Consider the following 16765-nt stretch of genomic DNA (forward strand, 5'->3'; position numbering starts at 1 on the left):
CGGTGACACTTTGCTTCATGTCTGCGCGAATGGACTCGCGGCGTGGGCGTGGGATGTGAGGTCGGCGAACTGTCCTTCCAGATACGCGCCCGTCTTCTCGATCAGGAAGCGCCGGAAGGCGACGCAGGCGGGCGACATCTGCTTCGCGTTCATATGCACCACGTGCCAGACGCGATCGATGGGCGTGCCGTTCACTTGCAGGATCGACACCTCGCGCGCCAGCAGTTCGAGCCGCAGCGTGTGCAGCGGCAACACGCTCACGCCCATGCCCGCAACCACGGCCTGCTTGACGGTTTCGTGGCTGTCGAGCGCGAGCCTTCGAGCAGGTGTGAACAAATGATGCTGGAACATTTCCATCGCGACGGCTGCCGTGTCGGACCCTGGCTCACGCATCAGGAAGGTGTCATGGCGCAATTCGTGCAAGTCGAAGCGCGGTGCATCGACGAACGGATGCGTCGTGCTCGCTGCGATCACGTGCGGGTTGTAGGCGAGCGGTTCGCAGTGCGCGTCGAGTTCGGCGGGTGGGCGTCCCATCACGGCGAGATCGATCGCGTTGTCTTGCAACTGGCGCAGCAGCGCATCGCGGTTGCCAATCGAAAAGCGGATATCGACTTTCGGATAACGCTCCGCATAGCGCGAGATTTGCCGAGGCATGAAGTAGCGGGCGGTGCTGACGAGGCCGATGGAAATGGTGCCGCCATCCGCCGAAGAGAGCGAACGCATCGCATCTTCGGCGTCCTTGATGTCGCCGAGAATCCGCTTCGCATGGTGCGAGAGCGTGGCTCCCGCTTCCGTGAGCGTGAGCCGCCGGCCGATGCGTTCGAACAGCGGCAGCCCGATGGCCTCTTCGAGCTGTTTGATCTGCATCGAGACGGCAGGCTGCGTCAGGTGCAGGTCTTCGGCGGCCCGGGCGAAGTTCTCGTACTGGGATGCCGCCGAGAAGATCTGCAACTGGCGCAGCGTGAGGTTACGGAGCAGGTTAAGCATGATCAGGACTCCATGCCGCAGCAGATAAGCATCGCTTACAGCCCAGATAAGAATTACTGAGTTTCTCTTGAAGGTCCACTGGCTTACCGTGTTTTCCAGAGGGTCATCGCAAGCAACCGACGATCGAGGAGTCACGATGAATGCACGAATTGCACCAGGCTTCCCGTTCAATCAACGCGACACGAGGCAACCGTGAACCCTGCACAAGTAACACTGTCGAGTTTCCTCGCCGACCATCTTGCTTCCCGTCGCGCGGCGGCACCGGGCGGCTTGCATGCCACTGACGCCGCCGGACTGTGCACCGTGATCGACGAGGTCGCGCAGGCAGTAGAAGCCATCGCGGCGCGCATTGCGCAGGGCGCGATTGGCGCGGCGCAGACGGTCGTGCACGGACCCACGCCCTCGATTCACGATGCGTTGAGCGTTGCCGCAAACGATGTGATGACGTCGATGTGCGAGCGCAGCGTGGAGATCGCGGGCATGGTTTCGCCGTTCATGCAGTGCGCGTGCGCGACGTCGGCGGGCCGGTACGTGCTGTTCGCCGATCCCCTCGACGGCGCAGCCAATGCCGATTCGAACGCGGCGCTCGGCAGCATTTTCTCGATAAGGCACGCGGGCGCCGGCACCGCCGACGGCGGATGTGTAATCACAGGCACGAAGCAGCTTGCGGCCGCCTACGCGCTCTATGGACCGGCAACGCTCCTCGTCATCACTGTCGGGCGCGGCACGCATGGCTTCACGCTGTGCCGCGAACGCGGCGAATTCGTGCTGACGCACGAGGCGATCCGCATTCCCGAACACGGAGTCGAACTGGCGATCAACGGCGGCAACGAGCGCTTCTGGGAGCCGCCCGTGCAGCGCTATGTGAGCGAGTGCAGGGACGGCAGCGCGGGCGTGCGCCAGCGCGACATCGACACGCGCTGGATTGCGTCGCTGGTCGCCGATACGCATCGCACGCTGTTGCGCGGCGGCCTGTGTCTTTATCCGCGCGCAAGCCGCTGCGCGCCGCGCGCCTCGCGCCAGCCGCTCCTGTATCAGGCGCAGGCGCTGGCATGGCTCGTCGAGCAGGCGGGGGGATGCGCCAGCACCGGACGCGTGCGGGTGCTCGACGTCGCGGCCGATACGCATGGCTGTACGCCGATGTTTCTCGGCACGCAGCGCGAAGTCGAGCGGATCGAGCGTTACCACCGCGAGCACGAGCGAGGCGAGGATGCGCCCTTCACGTCGCCGCTCTTCAACGAGCGCTCGTTGTTTCGTCCCGAGGCGCGCGTGTAGCGCGCGTCCGTTTCCATGTCGATGACGGGCCGACGCGTCGCGCAGTGGGCCGCCGGATGTTCATGCGCGAAGCGCTGCAAGATGGAGTGAGAGCATGTCGATCAAACATCCGATTGTCGCGGTAACGGGTTCGAGTGGGGCTGGGACGACGACCGTGATGAACAGCTTTCAGCACATCTTCCGGCGCGAGAAGCTCAATGCGCAGATTGTCGAAGGCGATGCGTTCCATCGCTTTGACCGTGCCGCGATGCGCGTCGCGATGAAAGAGGCGGAGGAAACCCGCCGTCAGTTCAGCCACTTCGGCCCGGAAGCGAACCTGCTGGAGGAACTCGCGGCGTTGTTTTGCGAGTACGCGGCAACGGGGGGAGGGCGGGTGCGCAAGTATCTGCACGACGAGGCGGAAGCGGCGGAATACGATCTCGAACCCGGCATGTTCGGACCGTGGACGGACATCGAGCCGCCTACCGATCTGCTTTTCTACGAGGGACTGCACGGCGGATTCATCGGCCGCGGAATCGATGTGGCGCAACACGCCGATCTGCTCGTGGGCGTCGTCCCCATCATCAACCTCGAATGGATCCAGAAGCTGCATCGGGACAAGACACTGCGTGGCTATTCGCAGGAAGCCGTGATGGACACGATCTTGCGCCGGATGCCGGACTACGCTCACCATATCTGTCCTCAGTTCAGCCGCACGCATGTCAACTTTCAGCGCGTGCCGACGGTGGACACGTCAAACCCCTTTACCGCCCGCGACATTCCGAGCGCCGACGAAAGCTTTGTCGTCATCCGCTTTACCAACCCGAAGGGGATCGACTTTCCCTATCTGCTGACGATGCTGCACGACTCCTTCATGAGCCGGCCCAATGTCATCGTCGTGCCGGGCGGCAAGATGGGGCTCGCCATGCAACTGATCTTCACGCCCATGATCCTGCAGATGATCGACCGCCAGAAGCGGGCGGCCTGAACGGTCTGCCGGAAAGTACCCCTTAGCTGTCTACAGGAGACACACATGCAAGTCATGCCGCGCAATCTGCCGATTGATGCCGTGCTGTTCGATCTCGATGGCACGCTGTTGCATACCTCGCCGGACATCGGCAATGCGCTCAACCGGGCGCTGACCGAAAACGGTTTTCCCTTGCTCGCGCCCGGCGTTGCGCAGACCTTGATTGGCGGCGGCTCCGCGATACTGATCGACCGCGCGTTGACGCTGTTGGGTGTGGAGGCGCGCGCTTCGACGCTCGATCTCGTTCTGCGCCGCTATGAGACGTGCTACCACCAGCTCTGCCGCCACGAAGATCAACAGACGCAGCTGTATCCCGGCATCGAGTCGACGCTCGACAGCTTGCGCGGCATGGGCCTCAAGCTCGGCGTCGTCACCAACAAGGAGTCGCGCTTCGTCGAGCCGCTGATGTGGCGCTTTGGTTTGCACGCATGGTTCGACATGATCGTCGACGGAGACGCGCGCTTGCCGCACAAGCCCGATCCCGATCCGCTTCTGCATGCCTGCGAGGCGCTGGGTGTCGATCCCGCGCATACGCTTTTTGTCGGCGATTGCGTGACGGATGCGCTCGCGGCGCAGGCGGCAGGCATGCCGATGGTGTGTGTCAGCTATGGATACAGCAGCGACCACCCGGTGAGCAAATTGCCGTGCATGCGCGTGATCGACACGATCGCCGAGTTGACGGAGCTGATAGGCGGCCCGCGCAAATGGCACGGCTCAACGCGTATCGATCACGGCATCGCCGGGCAGGAGATATCCGCAAGCCAGCTGAATTGAGTGAAGCAAAGGCGCGTCACGTCTTGATGTTCACGCGCCTCATTTTGCGGTACAGCGTATTGCGCGTGATGCCGAGTGCAATCGCGACCTGGCTCACGTTCCAGCGATGCTTGTCCAGCAGCGCGAGCAGTGCTTTGCGTTCGGCCAGCAGGATCGCATTGAGCGGCGCGGCGATGCTTGCTTCGCCTTCTGCATCGTCGGCATCGTCGGATTCTTGCGGCACCGATGCCGTGCTGGCAGCTTGCTGACGGTGCAGGTTCTTCTCCCGATGCACGAGCCAGGCGGGCAGATGGGCCGTGGTGAGTTCATCGCCATCGCAAAGGGCGACCGCCGTGCGCAGCACGTTGCGAAGCTGGCGGATATTCCCGGGCCAGTCGCTATCGAGCAGAATCTGGCGCACGTCCGCTGAAATCCGCAGGGCAGGGGTGTTCTCTTTTTCGAGCAGATGGCGGATCAACGCAAGCTTGTCCTTGCGCGCGCGCAGCGGAGGCAGTTCGAGCATCACGCCGTTCAGGCGGTAGTACAGATCCTCGCGAAACTGACCGCTTTCAACCAGTTCCGCCAGATCACGGTGGCTTGCGCTCACGAGCTGGAAGTCCACCTTGACGACGGTTTCGGAACCGAGTGGCGTGACTTCGCGTTCTTCCAGCACTCGCAACAGGCGCGCCTGCAAGGCGAGCGGCATGTCGCCGATCTCGTCGAGAAAGAGCGTGCCGCCATCGGCTTGCAGGATCTTGCCGCGTCGCCCTTCGCGCTGCGCGCCTGTAAAGGCGCCGGCCCGGTAGCCGAACAGTTCGCTCTCGATCAGATGTTCCGGCAACGAAGCACAGTTGACGGCGACAAACGGACCGCTGTTGCGCTCGCTTGCCGCATGCAGCGCATTGGCGAACACTTCCTTGCCGCTGCCCGTCTCGCCGTGAACCAGCACGGAAATGCCGCGATCGATCACGCGTGCGCCTAGATCGAACTGGCTGGCAATCTGCGCGTCGCCGAATTCGACACGCGATGCGCCTGTGGGCCGAGTGATACGCGTTGGCCGTCGGGCGGGTGCGGGCGTCGCGGGTTGATCGGGCGCTGCGTCGTCGAAGGAAGCGGCAGCAGGTGCCGGCGCGACCGCGTCGCGCGCGGCGCGATCGCGCGGTTCCTGCGCGACGACAAAAAAGCGGCTCGACCCATGCGTGCGATAGATCGCGACGGGATAAAACGAACTGCGCGCGCTGCGCGCCACGATTTCACTCAGCGATGCATTGAAGATTTCGGTGACGGATTGGCCTGCGATCTCATCGAGCGTCACGAAACCCAGTTGCACGAGTGCGCTGCGATTGGCGCCGAGTATCGTGCCATCCTCGTCGACAGTGAGCTTGCCCGCGTGCAGCGTGCCGACGAACTCGGGGCGGCTGTGAAACTGGATCCGGTAGGCCTGCGTATGACGTGCATCGAGCAAGCGGTTTTCGATCATCTGCCGGGACATGCCGACGAGCACGAGCGAATGTTGCTGCAATAGCGGTGAGCGGCTCGTGACGTCGAGCACGCCCGCGATCGTGCCGCGTTCGTCGAATACGGGCGCGGCCGCGCACGTCAGCGTGGTGTAGCGCCGGTAGAAGTGTTCGTGCTGGCGCACGGCGATGCTTTTGCCTTCGGCGAGACAGGTGCCCATGCCGTTGGTGCCAGCTGCCCGTTCGTTCCATATAGCGCCCGCGCACAATCCCCAGTCTTCGACTTCGCCTGCGAATTCGGGCGACGACGCGAGATGCAGGATGACGCCATCCGCGTCGGTCATCACGACGGCGAGTTCGGGATCGCCGAGCTGCTGATAGAGCGTCGCCATTTCGAGCTTCGCGCAATCGATCAGATCGGTGCTCTGCTCGCGGCGCAGCGCAAGTTCCGCGCTTGTCATCACGGGGGGCGCCACGCACACGTCAGGATCGAGTCCATAGTCTTCGATGCAGCGCGTCCATGAGCGGACCACGGGCGCGCTCGGGGCGAATCCGCCAAGAAGACGCTCGCGCATGATGGCTTCGACCTGTTTATCCTTTTCCGCGAGCGGCTGGCATGACGACATGGTGGACATCTCCGGGGAATCGTGGGCGATCATGCATGCGGACATGCGCGCCACATTGAAGCCCATTATTGGCAATCCAATCTGGCGTGACAATCAGCCCTGATGGACTACCTCCCGGGGAGTAGAGGTAAACGAGAGTGACGATGCGACATGGCGGGCGAGCGCGCAGCACGTCGCGGCCGCGTGCGTGGCGAACGCGGCCGGAGCGGTAAAACGAAAGGAAAACCGGGCGGCGCGAAAGTGCGCCGCTGTATCAGTGGTGCGAACGCGAGCCGTGCTCCTGCTGCCACAGGACGGCTTCAAGACGCGAGTGAAGGTCGAGCTTGCGCAGCACGTGCTTGACGTGCACCTTCACGGTCCCCACGCTGATATCGAGCTTGCGCGCGATGGCCTTGTTGCACAGACCCGCCACCAGATGGTCGAACACCTCGACCTCGCGTGCCGTCAGATCGTTCTGCGCCGCGGGAATGCGCTGGCCGCCCGAGAGCGCATGAACGAGACTGCCCGTGACGGACTCGCTGAGGACGGCCGTGCCCTTGAGCGCCTTTTGCAGCGATATGCACAGGTCTTCGGGGTCCATGTCCTTCAACAGATAGCCGTGCGCGCCCGCGCGCAACGCGGCCACCACGTCGCGCTCATTGTCGGACACCGTCAGCATGATGAAACGCGCGTCAACGCCTGCTTCGCGCATGCCTTCGAGCGTTTCGATACCGTTCATGCGCGGCATGTTCAGGTCGATCAGGACGACGTCCGGCTTGAGCCGGACGGCCATCTCGATGCCATCGTGGCCCGAGGTCGCTTCGCCCGCGATCTCGAACGCCGGGTTCATCTGGATCAGTTGCGCGACGCCCTTGCGAAACAACGCGTGGTCGTCGATGAGAAGTACTGTGTGAGGGACCATCTGCTCTTCCTGGGCTCATGGCTGCATAAACTGCGCGGTGCGGCGCAGTGCGATGTCTTGAACGTGCGAGCGGTGGCTTATTGTTTTTGTTGCCAATTGTTGCGAGCCTGAGTTTAACAACTTAAACCAATTGAAAAAAAATTTTGTACCCGGAATGCAGGCACATTCCGGGTTTTCCATAGTGCGGGACTAGAAGTGTCCGCGCAGTTCTTCTGCAATGTCGAAGATGTCACCCACGATGCCGTACTTCGCAATCGAGAAGATCGACGCCTCTGGGTCGGTGTTGACGGCGATGATGTTCTCGACGTGCTTCATCCCGGCCATGTGCTGCACGGAGCCGGAGATGCCCAGGGCGAGGTAGAGCTTGCAGTTCGCCGCCGTCTTGCCGGACTGGCCGACCTGATGAGCCTTGGGCAGCCAGCCGGAGTCGGCGATGGGACGCGAGCAGCCGAGCGTCGCGCCCAGCGAACTGGCCAGCTCGCGGAACTGTTCGACGTGGGTTTCTTCGCCGATGCCACGGCCAATCGATGTGATGAATTCCGCGCCGGCAATATCCACGTCGCTGCTCGCGGCGGGCTCTTCGAACGAAATGTGATGGCTGCGTGGCGTGACGGCAGGTGCGTCGAACTGGCTGACTTCGGGCGTCGCCGCGCTGTCGGGGGCCTTGAAGGCGCCGGGCCGGACGGTCACGATCACCGTGGCGCGGCCAGGAAACTCGATCTCCATGTTGACCTTTTGCCCATAACCGGAGCGCGTTGCGATCCAGCCTTCACCGTCGCGCGCCAGTCCGAAGGCGTCGGTGGTGAAGCCGTAGTTCCCTTTGACCGCGAGGGGCGCGGCGTAACCCAGCGTATCGATCGTATGGGGCAGCAGCACGAGCGACGGCTTGCGTGCCTCGATCAGTGCGTGCGCAACAGCCTGATAGGTATCAGGATCGAACGCATCGTTCGCGGTCTGCACGGTGACGATCTCGTCGACACCCGCGAGCTTGAGCGCGTCGACGAACGTGGCGGGCGTCGCGCCCAGCACGGCGACCGTCACGCGTTCGCCGCCCGCTTCCCGCGCAGCGACGGCTGCGCCGATCACTTCGACGCTCACAGGGCGCAACTGCCCCTGACGATGTTCAGCAATAACCAGAATCCCGCTCATTACGCTTCCCCCCGAAATTCCTTGATGATGCCCGCGAGGCGGGCGGCCTGTTCGGCTGGCGTGCCCTCGATCATCTGCGCGCGGCCGAGTTCGGGCACATACACGCGCCTGATGCGCGAGAGCGAGCCTTGCTTGCCCGTTTCGTCGGCGGGCAAGCCGAGCGCGTCCGGCGCAATGGTTTCGATCGGCCGCGACGCCGCCTGCTTGATGCCGCGCAGCGACGCGTAGCGCGGCGTGTTGATACCGAGTTGCAGCGTCAGGACGGCAGGGCATTGCACGGTGACATTCGCGTACGCACCGCCTTCCAGCTCGCGACGCGCGCTCGCTGTGCCCGCGCCGGGCGTGTACTCCAGACCCGCCACGACAGCCGCGTGCGGCCAGTCGAGCAGGCCCGCGAGCGCCATGCCCGTTGCACCATAGGCATGGTCGGAGGCTTGCACGCCGGCGAAGATCATGTCGGGTGCTTCGCGGCGCGCCAGCACCGCGAGCGCGCGGGCGATGCCGATCGGGTCCGCCTCTTCGAGATCGTCGCTCCAGACGCGGATCGCGCGATCCGCGCCTTTGGCCAGGCACTTGCGCAGTTCTTCGTCGGCCCGGTCGGGACCGACGGTGACGACTACGACCTCGATGGCGTCGCTATTGCCGCTCTCCTTCAGACGCAGTGCTTCTTCGAGCGCGTAGTGGTCCCATTCGTTGAGGTCGAAAACATGAAAATCTGCTTCGACATCGCGGTCGTCGTCGCGCAGCTCGAAATCTTCATCGAGTGACGCGACCTGCTTGATGGTGACGAGTATCTTCATCCTGCCTCCTCCACTGATGTGGTCAGTTGATGTGTGCATGTCTCAGGTGTATCGGCTGCGTCAGCGGGCACGCTGTGCTGGCGCTGGCGATCGAGTGCTGCGGCGAGTGAGTTGGCAAGTGAGCCGGCGAGATGGCCGAACATGCGCGCGCGGGCCTCCGTGTCAGGTTCGAAGCGCATGCGCCAGCGGTCCGCGTCGGTCAGGCTGGAATGCATGAACACCAGCACGCGGTGCAGCGGATACGATTCATCGCGCAACGGCAGCAACACCCGCCGATGCGCATGACAGTTCAGGATGACGGCGCGCCGCACATCGGGCGACGCATGTTCGGCAAGACGCGAGAGCGTCGCCTGTGGCGTGCCGCGATGGCGTGCAACGCCCGCCAGCACGTCGATATCGGTGTCCTGCATCAGCCGGTGCAGCACGGCACCCGGCAGCTCGTCGCGCAGCGCGACGCCCGCGCGTACCCACGCGACCTCGTCGCTGGCGAGCAGCGCGAGCAGTGGCGCCGGGCACAAGGGGTGACGCGTCACCGAACGGCGCACATCCGCTTCGTGATCACGCGCGAGCCGGTCGAGCCAGATACGCGGGCATGCGCGATTGCGCGCGAGACCGCTGCGCACCCACACGTCGCCGTCTTCGGCAAGCCAGTCCACGACCTTGAGCGGCAGGTCGTCACGCACGGCGACGGCACGGCGGACCAGCGTGTCGGCATCGAAGCACAGCAGAACGAGTGCGCCTGCGGGTGTGGCGGGATTGGTGGCGGCAGCGCGCCGTACGGCGGGGTCGTCGTCGCGCGCAAGTGCAGTCAGGATTTCGCCCGTGGTCCGCACGTTCAACGCGAGACTGCGCCGCTCCGGACTGGACGCCGGGATTCTGCGCAACAGCTCGTGCGGGCACGCGGCGTGGCGCAGTACCTGAGCGCGGACTGCGCTTTCGCGCGTACTCCGCCACAGCTGATGCAGCGTGTGCGCATCGGTCGCGAAGTGAATGGCGAGCAGCCGTTGCAGCGGTTCAATGCCGCGGCCGGCCAGTTGCGCGAGCAGATCGGTCTGCACGCCCACGTTCTCGCACAACGAGCGCAACGTCTCGATGCTGTCGGCGCTCGCGGCGAGCGTCGCAAGCAGCGCGGGCGGCGCCAGCGGATGTCGCGCGATCAGTTGCGCGACGCGTTGCACGGCACGTCGATAGTTGGCTTCGTCTTCGGGGCGATTCATGACGAACGAAGCGGCGAGTGTTTGCAACGCCTCGGCAGGCGTCGCGGCGTTGCGGGCGAGACGCGTCGCGAGCGTGACATCCGCATCCGCTGCGGCGAGCGTGGCAAGCCGCGCGAGCGCCACGGGCGGCGCGTGTGGGAACGCCGCGAGCGCGAGCCGATCGCTGCGCGAACCGAACATGCGGGCTTCGAGCCGCTTGCGATCCGCGCTTGCCGCGTGTGGGTAAAGCATTGCGGACGTGAATACATCAGAGGCGTCGAGCGCGAGCCGCACCAGTTCCCGCCAGTGGCGACGCAGCCGCGCACCCTCGCGCGCCGCGTTCGCGGCGCAGGGTTCTTCGTCGACAGGGCGGGGAAAGGTCGTCATGGCGGCTATCGCGCGGCGGTGATCAGACGTCGGCCGTCACGCGGACATCGTCCGCAGGCGGGGCATTGCCGTCGACTTCCGTCAGACTCTCGGCAATCAGCTCGATCAGTTCGCGCACGATGAAGCGTCCTTCGTAGCCGCTCGTCTTGAGTGCGTCCTCGAACATCGTGAGGTCTTTCGGGCAGCACACGACGAATACCTCCAGCCCCTCGATGGCGGCCGCTTCCTTCATGCGGTTCTGTGAAGGCTTTTCCTGGCCGACGGGATCGTTCATCCAGATACGTCCGCCGCCTGCGCCGCAGCAGAACGAGTTGTCGCGGGAGCGGCCCATCTCGACCAGTTCGCATCCGAGTGCTTCGATGATCTGGCGCGGCGCGTCATAACCCTTGTTGAAGCGGCCAAGATGGCACGGATCATGGAAGGTCACGCGATAGCCGAGCTTGCGCTTCGGGCGCATCTTGCCTTCGGCCAGCATGCGGGCCACCACACTCGTGTAGTGCTCGATTTCGTAATTTCCGCCGAAGTCCGGGTACTCGTTGCGGATCGTGTTGTACGAGTGCGGGTCCGTCGTGATGATGCGTCCGAATTGCGAGGTGCCGAGCGTCGCGATGTTCTGCGCGGCGAGCAATTCATACAGACCTTCTTCGCCGACGCGCCGTACGTCGTTGCCCGCATTCGCTTCGCCTTCGAACAGCAGGCCGAAGTCCACGCCTGAATCGTGCAGCAGCGTCGCGAAGGCCTGCGTGACGCGCTGGTTGCGCGGATCGAACGACGCGTAGTCGCCGACGAACCACAGCAGATCGACGGGCTCCTTGCGTGCATCTTTGATCGTGAACGGCAGGGTCTTGGTCCACGCGGCGCGTTTGCGCTTCGATTCGTTGAACGAGTTGCCGTTCTTGTGGATCGCCTGCAGCGTCTTTTGCACTTGCGGTTCCATTTCACCGTCTTCAACCAGCTTGCGGCGCAACTGCACGATGATGGGCACGTGCTCGACGGCAACGGGGCAGATCTCGACGCAGGCCATGCAGGTCCGGCACGACCAGATCGTTTCCATGAACACCTGGCCGATGTCCTTGCCATGCACGTCGAGCTTCACTTCTTCGGGCAGGGTGTTTTTCTCCAGCGCATCGTTCGCGAATTCGCGCAGCGACAGGATCACGTCGCGCGGCGACAGCGGCGCGCCGACTGCGCGGGCGGGGCAGGCTTCATGACAGCGGCCGCATTTGGTGCAGGCATCGAGATTGAGCAGATGCTTCCACGTGAAGTCGGTGATGGTCTTGTAGCCGGCGCGCTCGGCGTCCGGTTCGACTTTCGGCAGGCGCTGCGCAGCGAGCGGATCGCGCATCAGAAGCGACCCGCTTGCGGTGAAAATGTGCTTGACCTTCGTGTACGGAATCAGCGCAATGAACGTGAGCGCGAGCGCGCCGTGGAACCACCACAGGCCCGTGCGCAGCACGTAGGCGGCCGAAGCGCTAAGTCCCGCGCCGTGCATGATTTCGGCGAGCAGGGCTGCGACGGGCGACCACCAGCGCGTCTCCCACACGATGGCGCGGTCCTGCAGCCACACCAGCCGCAACGCGCTCAGCACGAAGCCCGTGATGCCGATCAGCACGAGCGACCACAGGAACGCCCAGTCTTCGCGGCGATATCCGCTGCGGTCATAGTCGGGGTCGCCGGGCTGCCGATCGGGGCGCGCGTAATTGAGTTTCGGTGGCTTGATCCAGCCGCGCCGCACCATCATGTAGATCAGGCCGCCAACCAGCGACAGGCCGGCGAGGTTCATCGCCAGTTTGAAAAACAGATAGAAGTTGCCGTTCCAGAAGTGAAAGCCGAGAAAGCGCGCCGTGATGTCGTAGTCGACCGTGACGGTGGCCGTGCCGGCAAACAGGACCGCGAAGCCATAGAAAATGAAGCGGTGCGCGCGGCCTGCCGCCGGGTCGCGGCGGGCGATCGTGCGGTGATTCAGCACGACTTGCACCATTGCGCCAACACGCGCGCGCAGATCGATGGGGCCGGCTACGGGCTTGCCGCGCCGATACTTGCGCACCTGGATGTAGACGCCCCATGCGAACGCGGCCATCGCGGCGACGCCGGCCAGATAGAACAGCACGATCGCGAACGTGGGGAAGCCCTCGAAGAGGATCCGGGTGACGTTGGCGGGGTCGAAAGTCGCTGCGCTCGACATGGGCTCGTCCGTTGAAAGAGTAAAGGGGATCGCGCACCACGGCACCCGCCATGCGGGCCACCCGATCCGGGTGACCCGCGCAGCGCGATGCGCGTGGCGTTCAGACTGCCGTGTGCAGCCGGTTACTTCTTGTAGACGATCTCGAAGTTGCCGCCGGGGTTGTGCGGCGTGCCCCAGACGGCCACTTCACGCCGGTACGGCAGCGGGATCTGGGCGTTCTTCTCTTCGATTTCGCGTGCGACGCGGTGGCCCGTGAAGGTTGCGTCCGCAATCAGGCGCGGCGCTTCGGCATCGCCGATCAGGTACACGGCCTTGATACCCTTGCCGTCCCATTCGCCCTGGCGTTGCTTCAGTTCGCGATACAGCCCGTCGTTGGAGCGGCGGCCCGTCACGAGCACGAGCGAATCGAATTCGAGCCAGCGGTGGGTCTTGTTCTCGTCGCGCGGCAGTTGGCCCGCGCCCTTGTAGGTGCGGCGGGAGCCATCGCCCCAGATGTTGTAGATCTGGATGCGGCCTGGCTCGATGCGGGTCGCGAAGTGATCGCCGAGTTCATGCACGCCCAGTTCATGCAGGCGACGCATCATGTTCGGATATTCGAGCGTGAAGTGCATGTAGTTCGCGAGATGCACGCCACTGACGATCGTCACTTCGTGACCGGCCGCCGCGAGCTTTTCGGCCAGACTCGGCGCCATGAAGTACGTGTCGGCATTCAGGATCACGACGCGCTTGCCGATCGGCTTCTTGCCGGCAATCACCTGTTCCGGCGTCAGCTGGTCCGGCTGTGACGCATCGGCGCCCGGAATCGGGTCGTGCGTGAGGCAGTTGGTGCCGTCGCCCACCCAATGCGCGCCCGTTGCGATCACCACCTTCTCGGCGCCGTAATCGAGCACGTCGTCGGCCGTGAGCGGCTTCTGACCCAGCGCAAGCTGGCTGTGGCGGTTCTTCTTCAGGAGCTTGGCGATTTGCGTCTCGCGGTAGTCGCGGTGATAACCCCATTCGCCGAGTCCCGGCAACGTGACCACGCTGTTCAGATGGCCGCCGATCTTGTCGGCCTGATCGACGAGGTGAACCGTGTAGCCGCGTTGCATCAGCACGCGCGCGCATTCGGAGCCGGAGGGGCCCGCGCCTACCACGAGGACGGAATCGTTCGAACCGCACTCGGCGAATTTTTCCGGATGCCAGCCGCGGCGGTACTCTTCGCCGGCCGTCGCGTTCTGCGTGCAGATCATCGGCGGGCCGCCGATTTCCCAGCGGGAGATGCACACATTGCAGCCAATGCAGACACGGATATCGTCGATGCGGCCTTCGTCGACTTTCTTCGGCAGGAACGGATCGGCAATCGACGGACGGGCCGCGCCGATGATGTCGGCGATTCCCTTGGTGACGATCTCCGTCATCTTTTCAGGGTCGGTGAAACGGCCGACGCCGAGCACGGGCTTCTTCGAAACCTGCTTGATAAAGCGTGTCCACGGAATCTGGTGGCCCTGCAAATTGAAGCGCGACGGGCCGGCATCTTCACCCCATTCGGCGATGTCGCCCACATCGACGTCCCACAGGTCGACGAGCGAATCGGCCATCTCGACGAACTTCATGCCGTCCTTCTCGACTTCGATGCCGCCGCTGCCGTACAGCGAGTCGACCGCGAAGCGCGTCGCGATCGCGCAGTCGCTGCCCACTGCGCGGCGCACTTTTTCCAGCGTTTCGAGCCAGAAGCGCGCGCGGTTTTCGAGCGAGCCGCCGTAGCCGTCGGTGCGCTTGTTGTAGTACGGCGAGAGGAATTGCAGCGGCAGGTAGGAGTGCGCGCCGTACACATAGACGATATCGAAGCCGGCATCGCGGGCGCGCAGCGCCGCATCGACGTAGAACTGCTGGACGTCGCGAATGTCGTCGAGATCCATCTCCTTGCAGTACGTGAGCGTCTCGAACTCGGACGCGTACTGGCTCGGACCGCGAGGCGTCGCGCGGCTTTCCATGCAGGGGGCGTGCGCGCCGCCGTACCACATCTCGATGCCCGCCAGCGCGCCGTATTTGTGAACCTCTTCCGTCATCGCGCGCAGATTGCGCACGTCGCCTTCGTCCCAGATGCGTGCCGACAGACGGTGCGTGTCGTCCGACTCCGGGTGGATCGAGCAGTATTCGGTGTTCATCGCGGCCCAGCCGCCTTCAGCCTTCATCGAGCGGTGCGCCGCCTGAAAGCCCGGCAGGTTGCTGCCTGCGCCGATACAGTGCGGAACCTGATAGAAGCGGTTGCGCAGGGTCTTGGGGCCAATCTGGATCGGCTCGAACAGCACGTCATGACGGGGATCGCGGGGCATGAAAAATGTCTCCTTTAACATGGACTACATGAGACAAAGGCGGGGCCCCGGTTGGGTGCCCTGGACAGTTGTTGTACTTCGCTCTGCCTCTGTCTTTCTCATTGGGTGGCGGAACGCCGTGCGTCGTATGGCGCCCGCCGCCGTATCGTGGGTGCTGCGGGTCAGGCGGCGACGCGAGTGCGCAGGCGCATCGGGTCGTAGAACGGTGTCTTGCTGACGACGCCGCTGAACTTGCCCGCCGCATCGCGAATCTCGAGCTTCGTGCCGAGCGCCGTGTGGTTCGGCTTCAGGTGCACCATCGCAAGCGACTGCATCAGATAGCGGCTGAAAATCGCGCTGGTCACGACGCCCACCTGCTCGTCGCCGATATAGATCGGCGAGCCGGCGCTCACGGCTGCATCGTGCTTGACGACGACGCCCGCCTGCTTGACGCGCTCCTTGCCGCGCGCCGCGAGCAGGGCTGCCTTGCCGGTGTAGTCGCCCGCCTTGTCGAGATCGACCATCCAGTCGAGATTGACTTCCCACGGCGTGGTGTCGCCTTCGGGCATGTCGAACGGATAGAAGAGCAGGGCGGCTTCGACACGCGCGATCTCAAGCGACATCCACGACGCGGGCACGGCGCCGTACGGCTTGCCTGCGTCGAGAATGGCGTCCCACAGCGCGACGGCGTCGGTCGACGCGCACGACACTTCGAAGCCCTGTTCACCCGAGTAGCCGCCGCGCGAGACGATGATCTTGCGGCCGAAGAGTTGGGTTTCGACGTGTGCGAAATAAGGCAGCTTGTTCAGTTCGATGCCGATGTGCGCTTGCAGGATGTCGGTCGAGCGCGGACCCTGCAGCGACAGCATATGAACATCGAAATCCTGACGCCATTCGACGTTGCGCTTGTGCGCGGCGCGCTCGAGCTGCGTCTGCGTCGTGCCGCCGCCGTGCGAGAGCCGGAAATGCTGCGGAGCGTCGTAGATCACCATCAGGTCGTCGCAGAGGCCGCCGCGCTCGTCGACTTCGGCGGCGAGCCGTGCTGTACCGGGCTTCATGCGGCTCACGTCGATCGCGCAGAGGCTGTCGATCACGGCGGCTGCATCGGGGCCTGTCACGCGCACGATGTTCAGCGCGCTGATGTCGTAGAGGCCGGCTGCCGTACGCACAGCGACCACGTCGTCATACGGATCACCCGAGTAGTACCAGGGAATCGGCATGTCGTTCCAGGAATCGCCATCGAGCTTCGAGCCGAGCTCACGATGACGGACGTTGAGAATGGATTGCCTTGTCATGATGTTTTCCCGAAAGTGGAACCCGTTTCTGGGGATGACTGCACGCGTGTCGTGTTGCGAAGGCGGTGGTATCGGACGGCGTGACTACGCCCGCATCGATGACCGCAAGTCTCTGCTGTTCAATTTCGACCCACAATCGCCCGGTGGCACTACCTCCCGGGGGGTAGTGCGTGCTACTCCGGATGCGCCGGTGCAATCAGGGAAAGAGGGCGTGGAGCGTCGATATGAGACTGCAACGTTGCCGAAAGAGGTTGGTAAAGAAGGCGGGAAAGCCAATGCTGGCGCGGCTCGCGCAGCGACGCACGGGGATCTCGCCGCGATGCTTTTGACGCGCCGGGCAGGGTAGCGGGAGGCAACCATTACTGCGCAGGGACTACCCCCACTGAATCATTGATAACGGTTTATTGCCGGCCGATGCTTCTTCCATGAATGCAACGACGCGAAGGCACGGCAT

At 64.0% G+C, this 16765-nt stretch carries 13 protein-coding genes; 4 read left to right on the forward strand and 9 right to left on the reverse strand.

Annotated elements, in window-relative coordinates; genetic code table 11:
- Nucleotides 1-15 precede the first annotated feature (15 nt).
- Complete coding sequence (locus tag C2L64_RS21835; RefSeq protein ID WP_007585735.1) at nt 16-987, reverse strand: LysR substrate-binding domain-containing protein; 972 nt, start codon at nt 985-987, stop codon at nt 16-18.
- Nucleotides 988-1179: 192 nt separating this feature from the next.
- Here C2L64_RS21835 and C2L64_RS21840 point away from each other — a divergent pair, with 192 nt between their 5' ends.
- The 3 genes from C2L64_RS21840 (at nt 1180) to gph (ending at nt 4042) form a co-directional block, all read left to right on the forward strand.
- On the forward strand, nt 1180-2262 hold the full coding sequence (locus C2L64_RS21840; protein WP_007585732.1) for a class 1 fructose-bisphosphatase: 1083 nt from the start codon (nt 1180-1182) through the stop codon (nt 2260-2262).
- A gap of 94 nt (nt 2263-2356) precedes the next feature.
- On the forward strand, nt 2357-3229 hold the full coding sequence (locus tag C2L64_RS21845) for a phosphoribulokinase (RefSeq protein ID WP_007585725.1): 873 nt from the start codon (nt 2357-2359) through the stop codon (nt 3227-3229).
- A gap of 45 nt (nt 3230-3274) precedes the next feature.
- A complete protein-coding gene (gph, locus tag C2L64_RS21850) occupies nt 3275-4042 on the forward strand; it encodes a phosphoglycolate phosphatase (protein ID WP_007585723.1) in 768 nt (255 codons plus the stop codon).
- A gap of 16 nt (nt 4043-4058) precedes the next feature.
- On the opposite strand, the gene C2L64_RS21855 is transcribed toward gph, so the two are convergent.
- The 8 genes from C2L64_RS21855 to C2L64_RS21890 form a co-directional block, all read right to left on the reverse strand.
- The gene (locus C2L64_RS21855; RefSeq protein ID WP_007585722.1) at nt 4059-6104 is read right to left on the reverse strand and encodes a sigma-54-dependent Fis family transcriptional regulator; all 2046 of its coding nucleotides are present in this window, start codon (nt 6102-6104) and stop codon (nt 4059-4061) included.
- A gap of 253 nt (nt 6105-6357) precedes the next feature.
- A complete protein-coding gene (gene narL / locus C2L64_RS21860; RefSeq protein WP_007585721.1) occupies nt 6358-7005 on the reverse strand; it encodes a two-component system response regulator NarL in 648 nt (215 codons plus the stop codon).
- Between the two features lie 189 nt (nt 7006-7194).
- Nucleotides 7195-8154, reverse strand: coding sequence for an electron transfer flavoprotein subunit alpha/FixB family protein (locus tag C2L64_RS21865; RefSeq protein WP_007585720.1), 960 nt, complete (start codon nt 8152-8154; stop codon nt 7195-7197).
- Nucleotides 8154-8954 (reverse strand): electron transfer flavoprotein subunit beta/FixA family protein, encoded by an 801-nt coding sequence (locus C2L64_RS21870; protein ID WP_007585719.1) that lies wholly within the window; start codon nt 8952-8954, stop codon nt 8154-8156. Before C2L64_RS21870 ends, C2L64_RS21865 begins: the two co-directional genes overlap by 1 nt.
- Complete coding sequence (locus C2L64_RS21875) at nt 8951-10537, reverse strand: hypothetical protein (protein WP_007585718.1); 1587 nt, start codon at nt 10535-10537, stop codon at nt 8951-8953. Before C2L64_RS21875 ends, C2L64_RS21870 begins: the two co-directional genes overlap by 4 nt.
- 22 nt (nt 10538-10559) lie before the next feature.
- Nucleotides 10560-12722, reverse strand: coding sequence for a heterodisulfide reductase-related iron-sulfur binding cluster (locus C2L64_RS21880; protein ID WP_007585717.1), 2163 nt, complete (start codon nt 12720-12722; stop codon nt 10560-10562).
- 122 nt (nt 12723-12844) lie between these two features.
- A complete protein-coding gene (locus C2L64_RS21885) occupies nt 12845-15037 on the reverse strand; it encodes an oxidoreductase (protein WP_007585716.1) in 2193 nt (730 codons plus the stop codon).
- Nucleotides 15038-15198: 161 nt separating this feature from the next.
- Nucleotides 15199-16311: an aminomethyltransferase family protein gene (locus C2L64_RS21890; protein WP_007585710.1), complete on the reverse strand. Its 1113-nt coding sequence runs from the start codon at nt 16309-16311 to the stop codon at nt 15199-15201.
- Here C2L64_RS21890 and C2L64_RS53330 point away from each other — a divergent pair.
- Nucleotides 16310-16657, forward strand: coding sequence for a hypothetical protein (locus C2L64_RS53330; RefSeq protein ID WP_079487190.1), 348 nt, complete (start codon nt 16310-16312; stop codon nt 16655-16657). The genes C2L64_RS21890 and C2L64_RS53330 overlap by 2 nt on opposite strands.
- Nucleotides 16658-16765 lie beyond the last annotated feature (108 nt).

This window comes from Paraburkholderia hospita, from assembly GCF_002902965.1.
GTDB lineage: Bacteria > Pseudomonadota > Gammaproteobacteria > Burkholderiales > Burkholderiaceae > Paraburkholderia > Paraburkholderia hospita.